Annotated in this window: 19 protein-coding genes; 3 read left to right on the top strand and 16 right to left on the bottom strand. The window is 65.8% G+C overall.

Annotated elements, in window-relative coordinates; translation table 11 throughout:
- Window positions 1-131 precede the first annotated feature (131 nt).
- From FVQ89_RS02050 to FVQ89_RS02060, 3 genes are read left to right on the top strand one after another with little or no spacing between them, the layout of a single operon-like run.
- The gene (locus FVQ89_RS02050) at window positions 132-881 is read left to right on the top strand and encodes a sugar phosphate isomerase/epimerase (RefSeq protein WP_147900256.1); all 750 of its coding nucleotides are present in this window, start codon (window positions 132-134) and stop codon (window positions 879-881) included.
- Window positions 878-1,993: a Gfo/Idh/MocA family protein gene (locus tag FVQ89_RS02055; RefSeq protein ID WP_147900257.1), complete on the top strand. Its 1,116-nt coding sequence runs from the start codon at window positions 878-880 to the stop codon at window positions 1,991-1,993. Before FVQ89_RS02050 ends, FVQ89_RS02055 begins: the two co-directional genes overlap by 4 nt.
- Window positions 1,990-3,069 (top strand): Gfo/Idh/MocA family protein, encoded by a 1,080-nt coding sequence (locus FVQ89_RS02060; protein ID WP_147900258.1) that lies wholly within the window; start codon window positions 1,990-1,992, stop codon window positions 3,067-3,069. Before FVQ89_RS02055 ends, FVQ89_RS02060 begins: the two co-directional genes overlap by 4 nt.
- 50 nt (window positions 3,070-3,119) lie before the next feature.
- Here the strand turns inward: FVQ89_RS02060 and FVQ89_RS02065 are convergent, their stop codons facing one another.
- The 16 genes from FVQ89_RS02065 to FVQ89_RS02140 all read right to left on the bottom strand — a co-directional run bounded on the left by FVQ89_RS02065 (window position 3,120) and on the right by FVQ89_RS02140 (window position 12,240).
- Window positions 3,120-3,482: a hypothetical protein gene (locus FVQ89_RS02065; RefSeq protein WP_147900259.1), complete on the bottom strand. Its 363-nt coding sequence runs from the start codon at window positions 3,480-3,482 to the stop codon at window positions 3,120-3,122.
- Window positions 3,483-4,111: 629 nt separating this feature from the next.
- Entirely contained in the window at window positions 4,112-4,495 is a 384-nt protein-coding gene (locus FVQ89_RS02070) for a PH domain-containing protein (RefSeq protein ID WP_222706027.1), read from the bottom strand.
- A gap of 420 nt (window positions 4,496-4,915) precedes the next feature.
- Window positions 4,916-5,161 carry a hypothetical protein gene (locus FVQ89_RS02075; protein ID WP_147900261.1) on the bottom strand — a complete coding sequence of 82 codons (246 nt, stop codon included), beginning with the start codon at window positions 5,159-5,161 and terminating at the stop codon, window positions 4,916-4,918.
- Window positions 5,154-5,408 carry a hypothetical protein gene (locus FVQ89_RS02080; protein ID WP_147900262.1) on the bottom strand — a complete coding sequence of 85 codons (255 nt, stop codon included), beginning with the start codon at window positions 5,406-5,408 and terminating at the stop codon, window positions 5,154-5,156. The genes FVQ89_RS02075 and FVQ89_RS02080 overlap by 8 nt, the downstream gene beginning before the upstream one ends.
- Before the next feature lie 116 nt (window positions 5,409-5,524).
- Window positions 5,525-6,181, bottom strand: a complete 657-nt coding sequence (locus FVQ89_RS02085; RefSeq protein WP_147900263.1) for a hypothetical protein — start codon at window positions 6,179-6,181, stop codon at window positions 5,525-5,527.
- A gap of 377 nt (window positions 6,182-6,558) precedes the next feature.
- Window positions 6,559-7,233: a hypothetical protein gene (locus FVQ89_RS02090; RefSeq protein ID WP_147900264.1), complete on the bottom strand. Its 675-nt coding sequence runs from the start codon at window positions 7,231-7,233 to the stop codon at window positions 6,559-6,561.
- Window positions 7,234-7,376: 143 nt separating this feature from the next.
- A complete protein-coding gene (locus tag FVQ89_RS14355; RefSeq protein ID WP_187264858.1) occupies window positions 7,377-7,847 on the bottom strand; it encodes a hypothetical protein in 471 nt (156 codons plus the stop codon).
- A gap of 16 nt (window positions 7,848-7,863) precedes the next feature.
- Window positions 7,864-8,154, bottom strand: coding sequence for a hypothetical protein (locus FVQ89_RS02100; RefSeq protein ID WP_147900266.1), 291 nt, complete (start codon window positions 8,152-8,154; stop codon window positions 7,864-7,866).
- A 166-nt stretch (window positions 8,155-8,320) separates the two neighbouring features.
- Complete coding sequence (locus tag FVQ89_RS02105) at window positions 8,321-8,737, bottom strand: hypothetical protein (RefSeq protein WP_147900267.1); 417 nt, start codon at window positions 8,735-8,737, stop codon at window positions 8,321-8,323.
- Between the two features lie 38 nt (window positions 8,738-8,775).
- Window positions 8,776-9,177, bottom strand: coding sequence for a hypothetical protein (locus FVQ89_RS02110; RefSeq protein ID WP_147900268.1), 402 nt, complete (start codon window positions 9,175-9,177; stop codon window positions 8,776-8,778).
- 161 nt (window positions 9,178-9,338) lie between these two features.
- Window positions 9,339-9,665, bottom strand: coding sequence for a hypothetical protein (locus FVQ89_RS02115; protein WP_147900269.1), 327 nt, complete (start codon window positions 9,663-9,665; stop codon window positions 9,339-9,341).
- 252 nt (window positions 9,666-9,917) lie between these two features.
- Window positions 9,918-10,478 (bottom strand): imm11 family protein, encoded by a 561-nt coding sequence (locus FVQ89_RS02120; protein WP_147900270.1) that lies wholly within the window; start codon window positions 10,476-10,478, stop codon window positions 9,918-9,920.
- 11 nt (window positions 10,479-10,489) lie between these two features.
- Window positions 10,490-11,035, bottom strand: a complete 546-nt coding sequence (locus FVQ89_RS02125) for a hypothetical protein (RefSeq protein WP_147900271.1) — start codon at window positions 11,033-11,035, stop codon at window positions 10,490-10,492.
- An 11-nt stretch (window positions 11,036-11,046) separates the two neighbouring features.
- Complete coding sequence (locus FVQ89_RS02130; protein ID WP_147900272.1) at window positions 11,047-11,304, bottom strand: hypothetical protein; 258 nt, start codon at window positions 11,302-11,304, stop codon at window positions 11,047-11,049.
- A complete protein-coding gene (locus FVQ89_RS02135) occupies window positions 11,301-11,894 on the bottom strand; it encodes a hypothetical protein (protein WP_147900273.1) in 594 nt (197 codons plus the stop codon). Before FVQ89_RS02135 ends, FVQ89_RS02130 begins: the two co-directional genes overlap by 4 nt.
- A gap of 79 nt (window positions 11,895-11,973) precedes the next feature.
- Entirely contained in the window at window positions 11,974-12,240 is a 267-nt protein-coding gene (locus FVQ89_RS02140; RefSeq protein ID WP_147900274.1) for a hypothetical protein, read from the bottom strand.
- Window positions 12,241-12,530: the final 290 nt, after the last annotated feature.

A 12,530-nucleotide genomic window follows, 5' to 3' on the forward strand; every position in this document is an offset into this window, starting at 1 on the left:
TGTGTTACGCGGAGGTGTGCGGAGGCTTGGAGAGCGGCTCGGGTGCGCATCGTCGGCCCGGAGCCCCATTGGTATGATGAAAGCGGCAGGGCCGCCGACGAGTGCCCTGCGGCGAATCCTCTGGAGACCTGATGCCCCGTCCGTCCCTGTCCGTACAGCTGTATACGGTGCGCGACGCGATCGCCGCGGATGCCGACGGCACCCTCGCGCGGCTCGCCCAGCTCGGCTTCCGCAACGTCGAGCCGTACGACCTCCCCGCATTCGCTCCCGTGCTCGAACCCGCACTCGCCGCGCACGGCCTCGCTGCCCCGACGAGCCACGCAAGCCTCGTCGGTGAGGCGGACCTCGATGCGGCGTTGGCGGCGGCATCCGCTCTCGGCGTCGAGATCCTCATCGAACCGGCGGTCATGCCCGAGCGCTGGGGCGACCGCGACGCGATCGCGGCGGTGGCATCCGAGCTGGCGGAGGCGGCGCGCCGAGCGGCCGATCACGGCATGCGCGTCGGGTACCACAACCACCACTGGGAGACCGAGATCCGCATCGACGGCGCGCACGCGATCGAGGTGTTCGCCGATCTGCTGCCGGATGACGTGGCGCTCGAACTCGACACCTATTGGGCGGCGGTCGGCGGGGCCGATCCGGTAGCGCTGCTCGAACGGCTCGGCGAGCGGGTGGCGGCGATCCACGTGAAAGACGGACCGGTGACCAGCGACACCTCACAGCAGCAGCCGGCAGGCCAGGGTGAGCTGCCGATCCGCGAGATCCTCGCCGCCGCGCCGAACGCGCGACCGGTGCTCGAGTTCGACGAGTATGCGGGAGACCTCTTCGACGGCCTCGCCGCGGGCGTCGAGTTCGTGACGGAGCTGGGGGTCGAGGCGTGAGCGGGCCGGTCGGCGTCGGCGTGATCGGCGCGGGCGTCATCAGCACCCAATACCTCGCGAACCTCACGCAGGCCGCCGACGTGAGCGTGAAGATGGTGGCCGACCTCGACGTGGACCGCGCGGCAGCCCGCGCCGCCGAGTTCGGCGTGCCCGCATCCGGCACGGTGGCCGAGCTGCTGGCGCGCGACGACATCGAGATCGTGCTGAACCTCACGATCCCCGCCGCGCACGTGTCGGTGGGGCTCGAGATCCTTGCAGCCGGCAAGCACATCTGGAGCGAGAAGCCGTTCGCCCTCGACCGCGACGGCGGGCGCGAGCTGCTCGCCGCGGCGGAGCGCGCCGGGCTGCGGGTGGCGTGCGCACCGGACACCGTGCTGGGGGCCGGGGTGCAGACCGCGCGGCGCCTCATCGACGCGGGCGCGATCGGCGAGCCGCTCACCGCCCTCACCCTGTTCCAGGTGTCGGGGCCGGAGTCGTGGCATCCGAGCCCCGAGTTCCTCTACGCCCGCGGCGGCGGGCCGCTGTTCGACATGGGGCCGTACTACCTCTCGACGCTCGTGCAACTGCTCGGCCCGGTGTCGCGGGTGACGGCCCGCGGGTCGCGGGCGCGCCTCACCCGCACGATCGGGTCGGGGCCGAAGGCGGGGCAGGAGTTCCCGGTGGAGGTGCCGACACACGTCGCGGGCCTCCTCGACTTCGCGAACGGCACGAGCGCCGAGAGCGTGTTCTCGTTCCAGAGCAGCAAGCCCTATGTGGGGGTCGTCGAGGTCACCGGCACGGAGGGCACGCTCGTGCTGCCCGACCCGAACAACTTCGACGGCGACCTGCAGCTGTGGCGGGACGGACACCAGACGGCGGCGGATGCGGAGCCGCATCCGGCGGTCGGGTCGACCTTCTCGCGTGGTGCGGGGGTCGTGGAGCTGGCGCGGGCGATTCGCGCGGGTCGGCCGGAGCGCGCATCCGGTGCGTTCGCGTTCCACGTGCTCGATGTGATGGTCGCATTGCAGGACTCGGCGGAGACCGACGGTCGCCTCATCGACATCGCGAGTACCGTCGAGGTGCCGGCAGCGCTGCCGGAGGATTGGGATCCGGCGGAGAGGACCATCGCATGACCCATCGGCCCGGTGTCGCCCTCATCGGGGCGGGGTTCATGGGCGAGGTGCACGCCCGCGCGGCGCGAGCGGCGGGCCTGACGGTCGTGGGGATCGCGGCGTCGACACCCGTGCGGTCGACGGCCGCGGCGGCCCGCCTCGGCATCGACACCGCCTATCCGGATGCGGCGGCCGCGCTCGCCGACGACCGCGTGTCGATCGTGCACGTGCTCACCCCGAACGCGAGCCACCACGAGCTCGCCTCCGCGGCACTCGCCGCCGGAAAGCACGTGGTGTGCGAGAAGCCGCTCGCGACGAACGTGGCCGACGCGGCCGACCTCGTGCAGCGGGCGGATGCGTCGGGGCTCGTCGCGGCGGTGCCGTTCGTATACCGCTTCCACCCGATGGCGCGCGAGATGCGGGCGCGGGTGGCATCCGGTGCGACGGGCACGATCGCGAGCGTGCAGGGCGCCTACCTGCAGGACTGGCTGCTCGGATCCGACGACGACAACTGGCGGGTCGACCCGGCCGCGGGAGGCGCGTCGCGCGCGTTCGGAGACATCGGCTCGCACCTGTGCGACCTGCTGGAGTTCACCACCGGCGACCGCATCGCGCGGCTGCAGGCGATCACCCGCACCGTGATCGGGGAGCGCCCCACCTCGGGTGCCGTCACCACCGAAGACCTCGTCGGGGTGCTCGCGCAGCTGGAGGGCGGCGCGGTGGCGAGCCTGCTGGTGTCGCAGGTGGCGCCGGGGCGCAAGAACGGGCTCGTGCTCGAACTGCACGGATCGGCGGAGTCGCTGCGGTTCGAGCAGGAGAACCCCGAGCTGCTGTGGATCGGACGCCGCGAGGGGTCCGTGCTGCAACCCCGCGACCCCGCCGCGCTCTCACCGGATGCCGCACGCCTCTCCGTGCTCCCCGCCGGCCACCCCCTCGGCTACCAGGACGCCTTCACGGCATTCGTCTGTGACGTCGCCGCCGCCGTCAACGGAGACACCCCCGACGGGCTGCCACTCTTCGCCGACGGCGAGCGCGCCGCGCGGATCACGGATGCGGTACTCGCGTCAGCGGGCTCGGGGGAGTGGGTGGGGGTGTAGGGGGTGGCTGGATGCAGAGGGCACCTCGCCTCGAGGTCGCTGAGCATGCGCTAGACGATCTCGACTATGACATTGCCGCCCAGCGCGCCCCAACCTGCTAAAAAATCGCTGGGCATGCGCAAGGTTCCTGGCCGGTCCTCGAATGACACGCTTACGAACAGGAAACCTCGCCCCTCATCAAGGAACCTCCTCACATCCGCATTCTTCTCGAAGAAGTGCAGTTGATTCCGGAGGGTCTCTTCGAACCGATCGACCAGCTCCTCACCAGACTCGTCCTCAAGCCCGACAACCCGAGTCGATAGACCGTGTCTCCAGAGGGACCACCTGGGGCGCCGGATGAACCCTTCGGGCACGGCCTCAACGTCGTACAGGTCCACACCGAAGTGCGCGCTCAGTCGAACCATCACTGACATTGCTGTGCTCCTTACGCCATGGGGGCAACTGTGCCGGGGTTGTACACGGTGCCAGGAACGACGACGACAGTAGCGGGCAGACGTGCGGACACAGTTTCTACTTTTCAGAGTTGGGACTGTGTTCAGCCGCCCTGAGCTCCCGCCTACGCGGGGGGCGCTGAAGCAGCAATGAGGCGAGAAGGAACATCAGGCAAATACCGCCAGCACGAACGAATGCGCCCGGCCAAACGTCGAGGTCGAGAAGGAGAAGAGCGGCGATCGCAACCGCCAGGCACACAAAAAACACCACGGCTGCAGCGGGCGCTATTCCCCGACGGAGCCACGCAACCGCAAGTGCAACCGCGACTGCAGTTCCCCCAACTATCCCCATCCCCAGCGCTACGAAGACAACAACAGTCAGCGTGAGCCCTACGGGGAATCCCCACGCGGGCGGCGGGTCGCCAATCCATGGAATGACCGTAAGCAGCAGCTCGACGACAACTGTTGAAACAGCGACGATGACGCCGCTGAGAACCGGCTTTACCACTGCTACATGTACCTCAGGAGTCGACGGAGATTGGTTGCTTGCTGTGTCCATATGTTCGGCTACCCCGTGCTGTATTCCGATTCGGACCACTGGTCACACACGTTCACGGCAGTTGCTCGATCCTCTCCGCAATCATGTCGTTCAGGATCTTTGCGCGCCGAATTGTTGCCCGAGGTGCCCCCATCGTCCCGTATACCTTTAGTGCAACGTTGTTGGCCAGAGTCACTTGAATCATCGAGATAAGCCTCGTCTCTGCTCCCTTGCTCCACAATCCGTAATAGGGAACCGCGTCACTGCGCCTCAGCTCGGACCATCTGAACGTCCGCGTTTGAAACCAGGACACCAGTCGCACACCGGCCTCACCTACCTTCACCCCGATGAAGATGGAGCGAATGAAGGCCGCGACCGCTACCGCGAGAAACACGCATGCAAGCGACGCATTAACGCCGTCAAGGCTCGGAAAGTTGCCGACGACGCTGACCGCCACGACGATCAGGCTGGCAGTAGCCACTACCCGCGCGGCCCTGCCCGTTCCGCGTATTCGAGACCACATGTGATTAGCGTCTTCCTGGACAGGGGATACGCTCCCGCCGACGACTCACTCCTCGGTTCGCCCATGAGAGCTCTCCGCGTCTGACGGCTCGGGCGGATCCGTATTGCCGATGCGGCCGAGAATCATGACGCCGAGCCCGACCGCAGCGCCTGTCACGACCCCCCACCACGTCCCGCCAACCAAACCGGTCGCCGAGGCGAAAATCACACCTACGCACAACGCGCCGCCAACGATCACCCCCAGGATCGAGTACCGATTCCACCGCCAGAGGCGATTCCTGTACCAGTTCATGAAACCAACCCCGCGATCCCCTCGATCCGCCAACTGCGCCACATAGCCTCGGGGCTGCCCCGCCTATTTCTGGGGTCGACGGTGAAGTCCTCGATACCAGAAGGTGCCCAGACCGCGTCGAACCATGCGACGGTCGACGAACCACAACGCACCCAAGCCGAGAGCACCCACAATGCCCGCAGGGACTCCGACGACCGGCCGCGAGAACCAGAACGTGCCCATCACGACGAACCCAACCGCGATGATCACGAGCAGGACGATGGTGGCCGCCCAGTACGGGCGGGTGTTCTTCGCCTCCGTGTCAGTCATGTCGCTCCGCGTTTTCGGCGCGGTCCGAAGACACGTCGCCGCGCTTGTTCTTCTCGTGACGCCGCACGACGATCACCAAGATGACGATGAGCACAGCGCTGAGCGCCGACCCGATCCAAAACAAGATGGTGCCGATGAAACTCGTGATTCCACACGAGATGAACAAACCAACCACGAGGACGGCGATGGTCTTCTGGTAGCGCGTCCAGGGGGTGGGCTCGGTGGGCTCGGAGGTCTCATCGGCCATTCAGATATCTCCTCTGTTTGACATAGAGCTGATTACGCCGACCTGGAGCACCGGCCCCGATTCTCGGTGAAAGCTGAGAACCGTTCTGTTTATCGTACTGGTCGCCGCGCTCAAGCTCAGCGCGCGGCCGTCAGTACGAGCAGTCCGGCGAGCGGTATCGCGACCAGAAGCGCCCAAGCATAGGTGCGCAGAACCTTCCGCCATGGCGAACTTGGGCGGACGAATGCGAGAAGCGTCGCGAACCCGAACAACACGAAGCCGAACCAGGCGTGAGTGATCAAGGCGGCAACGGCTCCGCCGAGTGCGAGCCCCAGCACCGATGCGACGGAGCCGGGCGACGAGTCGGCCCGGCGCATCCATAGGCAGTACACGAACAGCATGGCGAGCAGCAGTCCACTCTGTGCAACCAGGAGCGCCCACTCGCCCGGGCCGACGCCGAACGTGCCGTCGGTTCGCAAGTCGAGCGTCAGCCATGCCGCCGCCACAACCCCCAGCAGAGCGATTGCCATTCGCACGACCGTGGTCGGCCACGCGACAACGACGATCGGGACGACGACCGCCGACTGAATGAGCGCGGTGAATACCCCCGGCTGAACGCCGGCAGTTCGATGCCCGAAGGTCCCCACACGGATTGCGATGTCGATGTCGCCGACGAAGACGACGACGAAACCAACGGCGAGCACAGCTACCGTCCGCCAGAGGGTGTCCAGAATCTGCCACATGACTCGCGTGGGTGCCGTGGCGGTGCTGGGCGATTCGGACGATGCACTCATGCTCCGGACCCTCCGGTTCAGTTCTCGGGTGGACAGGGGCTGGCGCCGACACGGCCGTCCGGGTACAGCAGTTGATTCCGGAGGGTCTCTTCGAACCAATCGACCAGCTGCTCACCAGACTCGTCCTCAAGCCCGACAACCCGAGTCGAGAGAGCGTGTCGACCCGCGGGCCACCTTGGGCGTCGGATGACGCCTTCGGGCACGGCCTCAACGTCGTGCAAATCCACGGCGAAGTTCGCGCTCACTCGAACCATGAATGTCTTCCTTCCCCACAGCTTGGCCAAGTCAGACTCCTTCCACGCGACGACGACTCACCACGCCGACCTCTGGACGAGGGAGATCATCACCGACGAGCGCCATGCTCAGGATCCCGGGCGTCACGTTCGAGGTGGGCGGTCGAGGGACTTCAGTGCCCGCTTGCCGTAGGACCGTTTCCAGCCGGGAGCTTCTTCCACACGCTGCTGAATCCGTGGGCGAAGCTCCGTCAAGCGCAGACGCGCGACAGCCAGCGCAGTCGTGGGCCACATCTCGTCGTCATCAAGCAACTCCGTCATCACAGGTACCAGCTCCTGGGCGCGCGACTTGTGACTCGCGAGGGCTGAGACATAACCAACACGAACTAACCCCAGTTCGCTACGCCGGGCGATCTCATGCAATCCATCGAACAGTTCCGGATCCCGATTGCGACGCAACGCATCACCGATGAAGTAGCGCATGTCAAGAAGCACTGCCGCGTCAAGATCCGGCGGGGGAAGGATTCGCTCCAACAACGGAAACCCCTCATAGACCAACCAACGGCCCCCCGCAGGCTGTGCGCGAGCATCCCCGAAAAGGTAGGTCGCATCCATCGCCGCCTCCAAATCGGACTGCACGTCGGCGTACCTGTCGCGAATGATCCGCATCGCTTCGGCATTGGCCGGATCCACTTCGCTCAGCCGCTCAACCTCGACCCCAATCCGGGCCAGGTCCGCACGCATCGGCTCGGTGACCAGCGCATAATGCTCCGCCCGCGCCGCCGCAGCCTCCTCCGCGTTGATCCAACCTTTCGTCATCTACATCCCCCACTGGCTTGCGAACACTCGACCGGCTGAACCTCGGCCGCGCCCCACGGCGGATGGGAAAGTGTCTTCCCTCCCATGAATGTTGCTTCCCACCAACCATGCCTGCGCTTCTCGAGCGGGGGCCAGTTCATTTGCTACGCCGACCTCTCGAAGAGTGCCGCCGTCAGCGGGACGAAGACGCAACTGCAGACGCCAAGCACGATGAGGGCGCACCCGAAGGTCACGCGCCACGGCGGGTTGATCGCCGCTCTGGTCTCGCCCCAGTCGACAACCAGCGGCCAGAACGTCGCGACGATGATCGCCCCGGGCGTTGCAAGGGCCAGCCCCACAGACGCACCAACGACGGCCCATAGCCAAACGGGCAAGCCTTCACCATAGGCAAGCGCCACGGCGACCAGGCCCACGCCAAACAGAGGCAGAACTGCCCCCACCGCGTAAGAAGGAGCCCTCAGCGAACGGTGTCTCCGATCCCCGGCACGCACTTCGAGAAACCGCCACACAAGGCTTGCGGCGCTCATCACCATGAACGCACTCGCCCCAACGAGCGCACCCGCGTATCCCATACCTACTCCGGTCCCGATGAGCACATCTGTCTCGTCGAACAAGTGGGCCGGTCCACCGCTACGTCCAATACACGAACGTCGCGATGACCAACGACACGGATCCCATCAGGGCGAAGCTGAGAACGAGCGACCCGACGCAGAGCCGCCACGGCGGATAGACGGTGTCGTGTTCCATGGCCCACCGCATCGCGCTGGGCCATGAGCTGATGATCATGAGAGCCGCCGGCACTCCGAAGAGGACCGCCGCACCCAACGCCCCCACGAGCCCGAACCATCCGACCGGGCTGCCCTGAGCCGCCACGACCACCCCCTGAACCAGCGCGATGAGCCCGAAGACCGAAATCCACACCACCGCCGAGTATGGTGCGGCTCTCCACTCACCTGGCCGGCGGCCCCGCCGATCCTGCACGAAGCGCCACAGGATCGATGCGGACCCTGTCAGCGCGAAAACCGATCCGGCCAACATCAACGCAACAGCCAACGGCATGCGGTCACCTTCCCTCGGGTCGAGCAGCTCACATGAACCAGCGAAGGTCTTTCGGGAATTCCCCGCCGTGCTCGGCGATGTGCTCCCGCGCAATCTTCCTGGCACGGTGCCACACCGGTATCCGGATCACGGACATCACCAGAATGAACAGGGAAATCAGTCCGAAGAAAACGACAACGGGCACCCATACCCAGACGAGCTCCGGAATCTTGCCCACCAGGAACACGCAGAGCCAAACCGACCCGGCAACGATCGGAAGATTCAGATATGGGTTGTTCGTCCCTACAGCGATGACTGCTCCCGGGCGATGCCGTGGCATTCGGGCACGAATACGCCCGTCGGCACCATCGACGGCCCGATACACGTCGGTGTCCTCTTCTTTGTGAATCTCATCGGCCCACCACCCGGTGCGCGACCACGGCAGCTGGATGTCGTCTCTCTTCACCTATTGATCTCCCCTGCTCCTTACTCGCGCCTGCCGTCTTAGATCTCTGCCAGCTGTCCCGCGTCATCGAAGATCGCTACGACTCCGGTTTCGGTCTCTGTCAACCACACAGCCTGGAACAGCGAGTTCCCTCCCGATATGCAGACGCTGACGGTGGCCGCGTCGTCCGCCGGCAGCCCACTCAGATCGCGCGGGCTTCCGCCGGGAGGTGCCGACGCGATCTCGCGAACCTCACCTGCCGTGCTCTCGAAGGCCGCAACGAAGCCGCCAGGAGAGGAGGCCTTCTCGCAGATCTCGAGAGCCGCCGACTCCACGCGGTTGTCTGTGACAGCCGCCATGACAACCGGATGCGCATATTCAGATTGTTGGCCTGAGGCGGGTGCACACGAGACGACACAGACGATCAACGGGAGCGCACCTACGACCTTCAGCCACCTCAATGAACGCGCCCCCCGCGAACACCGATAGTCGTCCCTGCGGACAGATCAACGATGCTCACGACGACTCCCTCGATGGTTTCGGCCACCCTTCAACACAGGTGAGGCCTGCTCAAACAATATGGGTTCCGGAGGCTCGATGGAAGCACAAAGCCCCTCTCCGCCTACTGGCACGGATCGTCGGGGAGGCCGCTGGTCCACTCGGATTCCTGCACTGCACCAGGACCCCACCAGCTCTCCTGGGCGTTGCCTCCGCGATCGGAGGGAAGCACGGTCACATCGAGCCCGTCTCGGGCGGGATCGAACTCGCCGACCGGCTGAACCTCCTCCATGTCGTCGGGCACCTGCCCGACGACGATGGTGTCTCCCACCTCGAACACGTGCTCCCCCTCGACCTTCCAGATGGGTGGGTAATCGAGAGGGTCCTTCCCTCCCGGCCCGACCCGGACCTCGATCGCTGCCGCGTCGATCCGCTCGCACAGCGCGAACATCGTCTGCCCATCCAGAAGTCGGGCGCGTGGCGAATCGTCGGGCCCGCATCCGGAGAGCAGCGCTGCGCCCGCTATGACCATCGCCAGAAGCGCCGACGCGCGTCGAACCCGGGATCCGCGAGACCCTGACCAGCGCGCCTTCGCAATCATTGTCGCGGTCCCTTCGCTCGGCCCACCGGCACCGCAGACGAGGCGCAGAAGCGGCACCCCGATGGGTACGCGATCATGTCCATCCGCTTCATGGTCGGCGCCTCACCAGCCGAACAGACGCTGTTCGACGGCCTCGTAGCCGGACTCGTTCGACCAGACGATCGACCACGTCCACCCCGTCAGACCGGCACCCTTGACCGCATCGACAACGTCCTGAGAGAAGTAGATCGGACCCCACGGCCAGATCGACAACGTGAACGCATTCACACCAGCGACCATCTCGTCCTTCAGAACCAGCCGCCGGATGTTCATCAGCTTCCCGGTCGCCTTCAGGCGAGAAATCTCGGACCGATCATCGACCGCATCAAGACGGCGAGTCGAAACGAACCCATGGAATTGATCCGTGCGCCCCCGCACGTCGATCCGCACCCAATGACCACAATCCCGTAACAACGGCTCCAGTACCTCGTACGCTCGAGCGTCCGCAATCGGCATCGCCTCATTGAGCCACGGCAGATTCACGTACTCCAGGGGGACACCGCGCTCGCGATCCACCAACTCGCACTCGAGAACTGCATCTGGTCCCAATATGCGCCACCGCACGGCCGGCCACAGGTCGTCATCAGTGAGGTAGACGAAGCTCTCATCCACCGAGTCGACCACAGATACTACGGTCACGGCCGACCCCCGGTCCCCCGCTGTTGCGCACGCACCTCTTCGCGGTTGACATCCCCACGACCGATAACCACCGCGATGACGGTCGACACGACTCCTAGCGCGAAGAGGGCGGGCCCCCACGCCAGCCGCAGCGCATTCGCGGCGTCATATTCCGCGGATACCGGGCCAAGCGAGAAGTCGGGAACGACCCGATCCACGTAGGCCATCACGAGCAGGCCCGGGAAGGTGGTGGCCACGGCCGCCACAACACCCGCCGCCGAGGCCCACGCGAGTGAGGCCCAGAAGAGGTGCCACCCGACCAATCGAGATCGGATCACGATCACCAATGCGATCACGATCGCTGCCAACGCCACGCGCGCCAGCACCTCGGCCATGAAGATCAGCCCGGGGTTCGGACGACCCATCTCCGTCCACGCGCGCACGACGGATGGATCCACCACCCGCGGCAGGAACACCCACGACCACACCGCACCGATCACGCCGGCGGCCACCGACAGCGCGAGGACCAGCACGATGCCCGCGAGCTTGGCGCCCCGACGCATGACTCGACTTGTCACTTCGGCCAGCGCGGACGGTTGCCCTGCCACAACGAGGCGAGCCCCCGGCGAGCCATGTGGCGATCGATGAGCCACACCGACAGCATCGCCGTCAGCCAGATCACGCCCGCGGGTATCGAGATATAGGGGCGAGAGAACATGAACGCGAACGTAGGAATCACCGTAAGGAACGCCGCCACGAGAGCCACCACCGTGGCGATCCAGTACCCCCGCCGGGCCCGCAGATCCCCATCCGTCTCTCCGCCGTCTGTCACGCTTCCTCCTGATTCACCTGTGGTCGGTGGTTCTGCAACGCGGCCCGGAGTTGTTCGATCCGAGCCTCCAGCTCAGGCCGCTTCGATATCGCCCAAGTCTCCCAACCATCGCGGCCGATGGGTATCTCGAGCACCGAGGGGCGCCCTTCGCGGGCCGCGACCTCCATCCGGAGGCAAAGTTCTCGGCGCACAAGCTGAACAGTGCCGATGCCCATCGACAGGATGTCCTCCGCCGCTATCGACCCCATCAGGCGCACCCCCGACCACATCCGCAGACCCGAGCTGTCTGCTCCGAGGAAGAAGTCCCCCCGTATCCGGGGCCTGTCGAAGTCAGACGCATGGCGGCTTCTCGCGATCCCGTCATTGAGCCCTCGCGTGCCCTTGCACACCAGCAGGAGCAGCCCCGGTTCTGCCTTGCGCAACGACCGGAGCCCGACGAGCGTCGGCACCGACATCGCGACGAGCAGCACCCCGGATCCCGCGATGATCGGCCCGAGAGCACGCACGAACGTGTCGAATCGGTCCCATCCGGTCAGAGGGAGAAATGGCGCGGCGACTGCCGCCGCCACGCCGCCCACGATCATCCACACGTACGCCCGAATCATCGCCGACCTCTGACGGCCAGGACCCTCGTCGCGAACTCCGTCACGTGGCCTTCGCTCGCAGAGCTCACCACCGGGCTCCGTTCAGCACGAAGAGAACTCCCCCGGCCGCCAGAAGCACCAGACCGAGAGCCGCGAAGCACACCGCACCGATCTTCGACATCCGCTCGGCGCGCTCTTTCGTCCACCACGAGGCGTGGCGCGGGCACGCCCATCTCACGTTCGCCGCCATCCGCAGGCCCATGAGCGGAGTGAGGGCGAATTGGATGGCGGACGCCGCCAAACAGGCGAGCCCAAGGAAGAAGAGAACCTGGGGCAGCCCTTCAGGGATCACGCCGAATCCCCGGTCATGCGATACCGCTCAATGCGGCGACCTTCGTCGTGTACTCGTCGCATCGCCGCCCCTCAGGAGGAATATTCGCTTCCTCCCGCAAAACCTATCGCCCTCGATCTAGACATTCGGTCAAGATCCGATAACCGGCGACACGATCCGCGTGCGTCTCACGCGAGAAATGCAGGAACTTCCTCGGCCGATCAACGACAGACATGGGAAACCGGCGGGTGCTCGCAAGAATCTCCTGCATTTCTGCAGCGGATCAGCCGGACCGGGCCCGCGCGACGGCG

It is taken from the genome of Homoserinibacter sp. GY 40078 (assembly GCF_008017545.1).
Classification (GTDB): Bacteria; Actinomycetota; Actinomycetes; order Actinomycetales; family Microbacteriaceae; genus Homoserinibacter.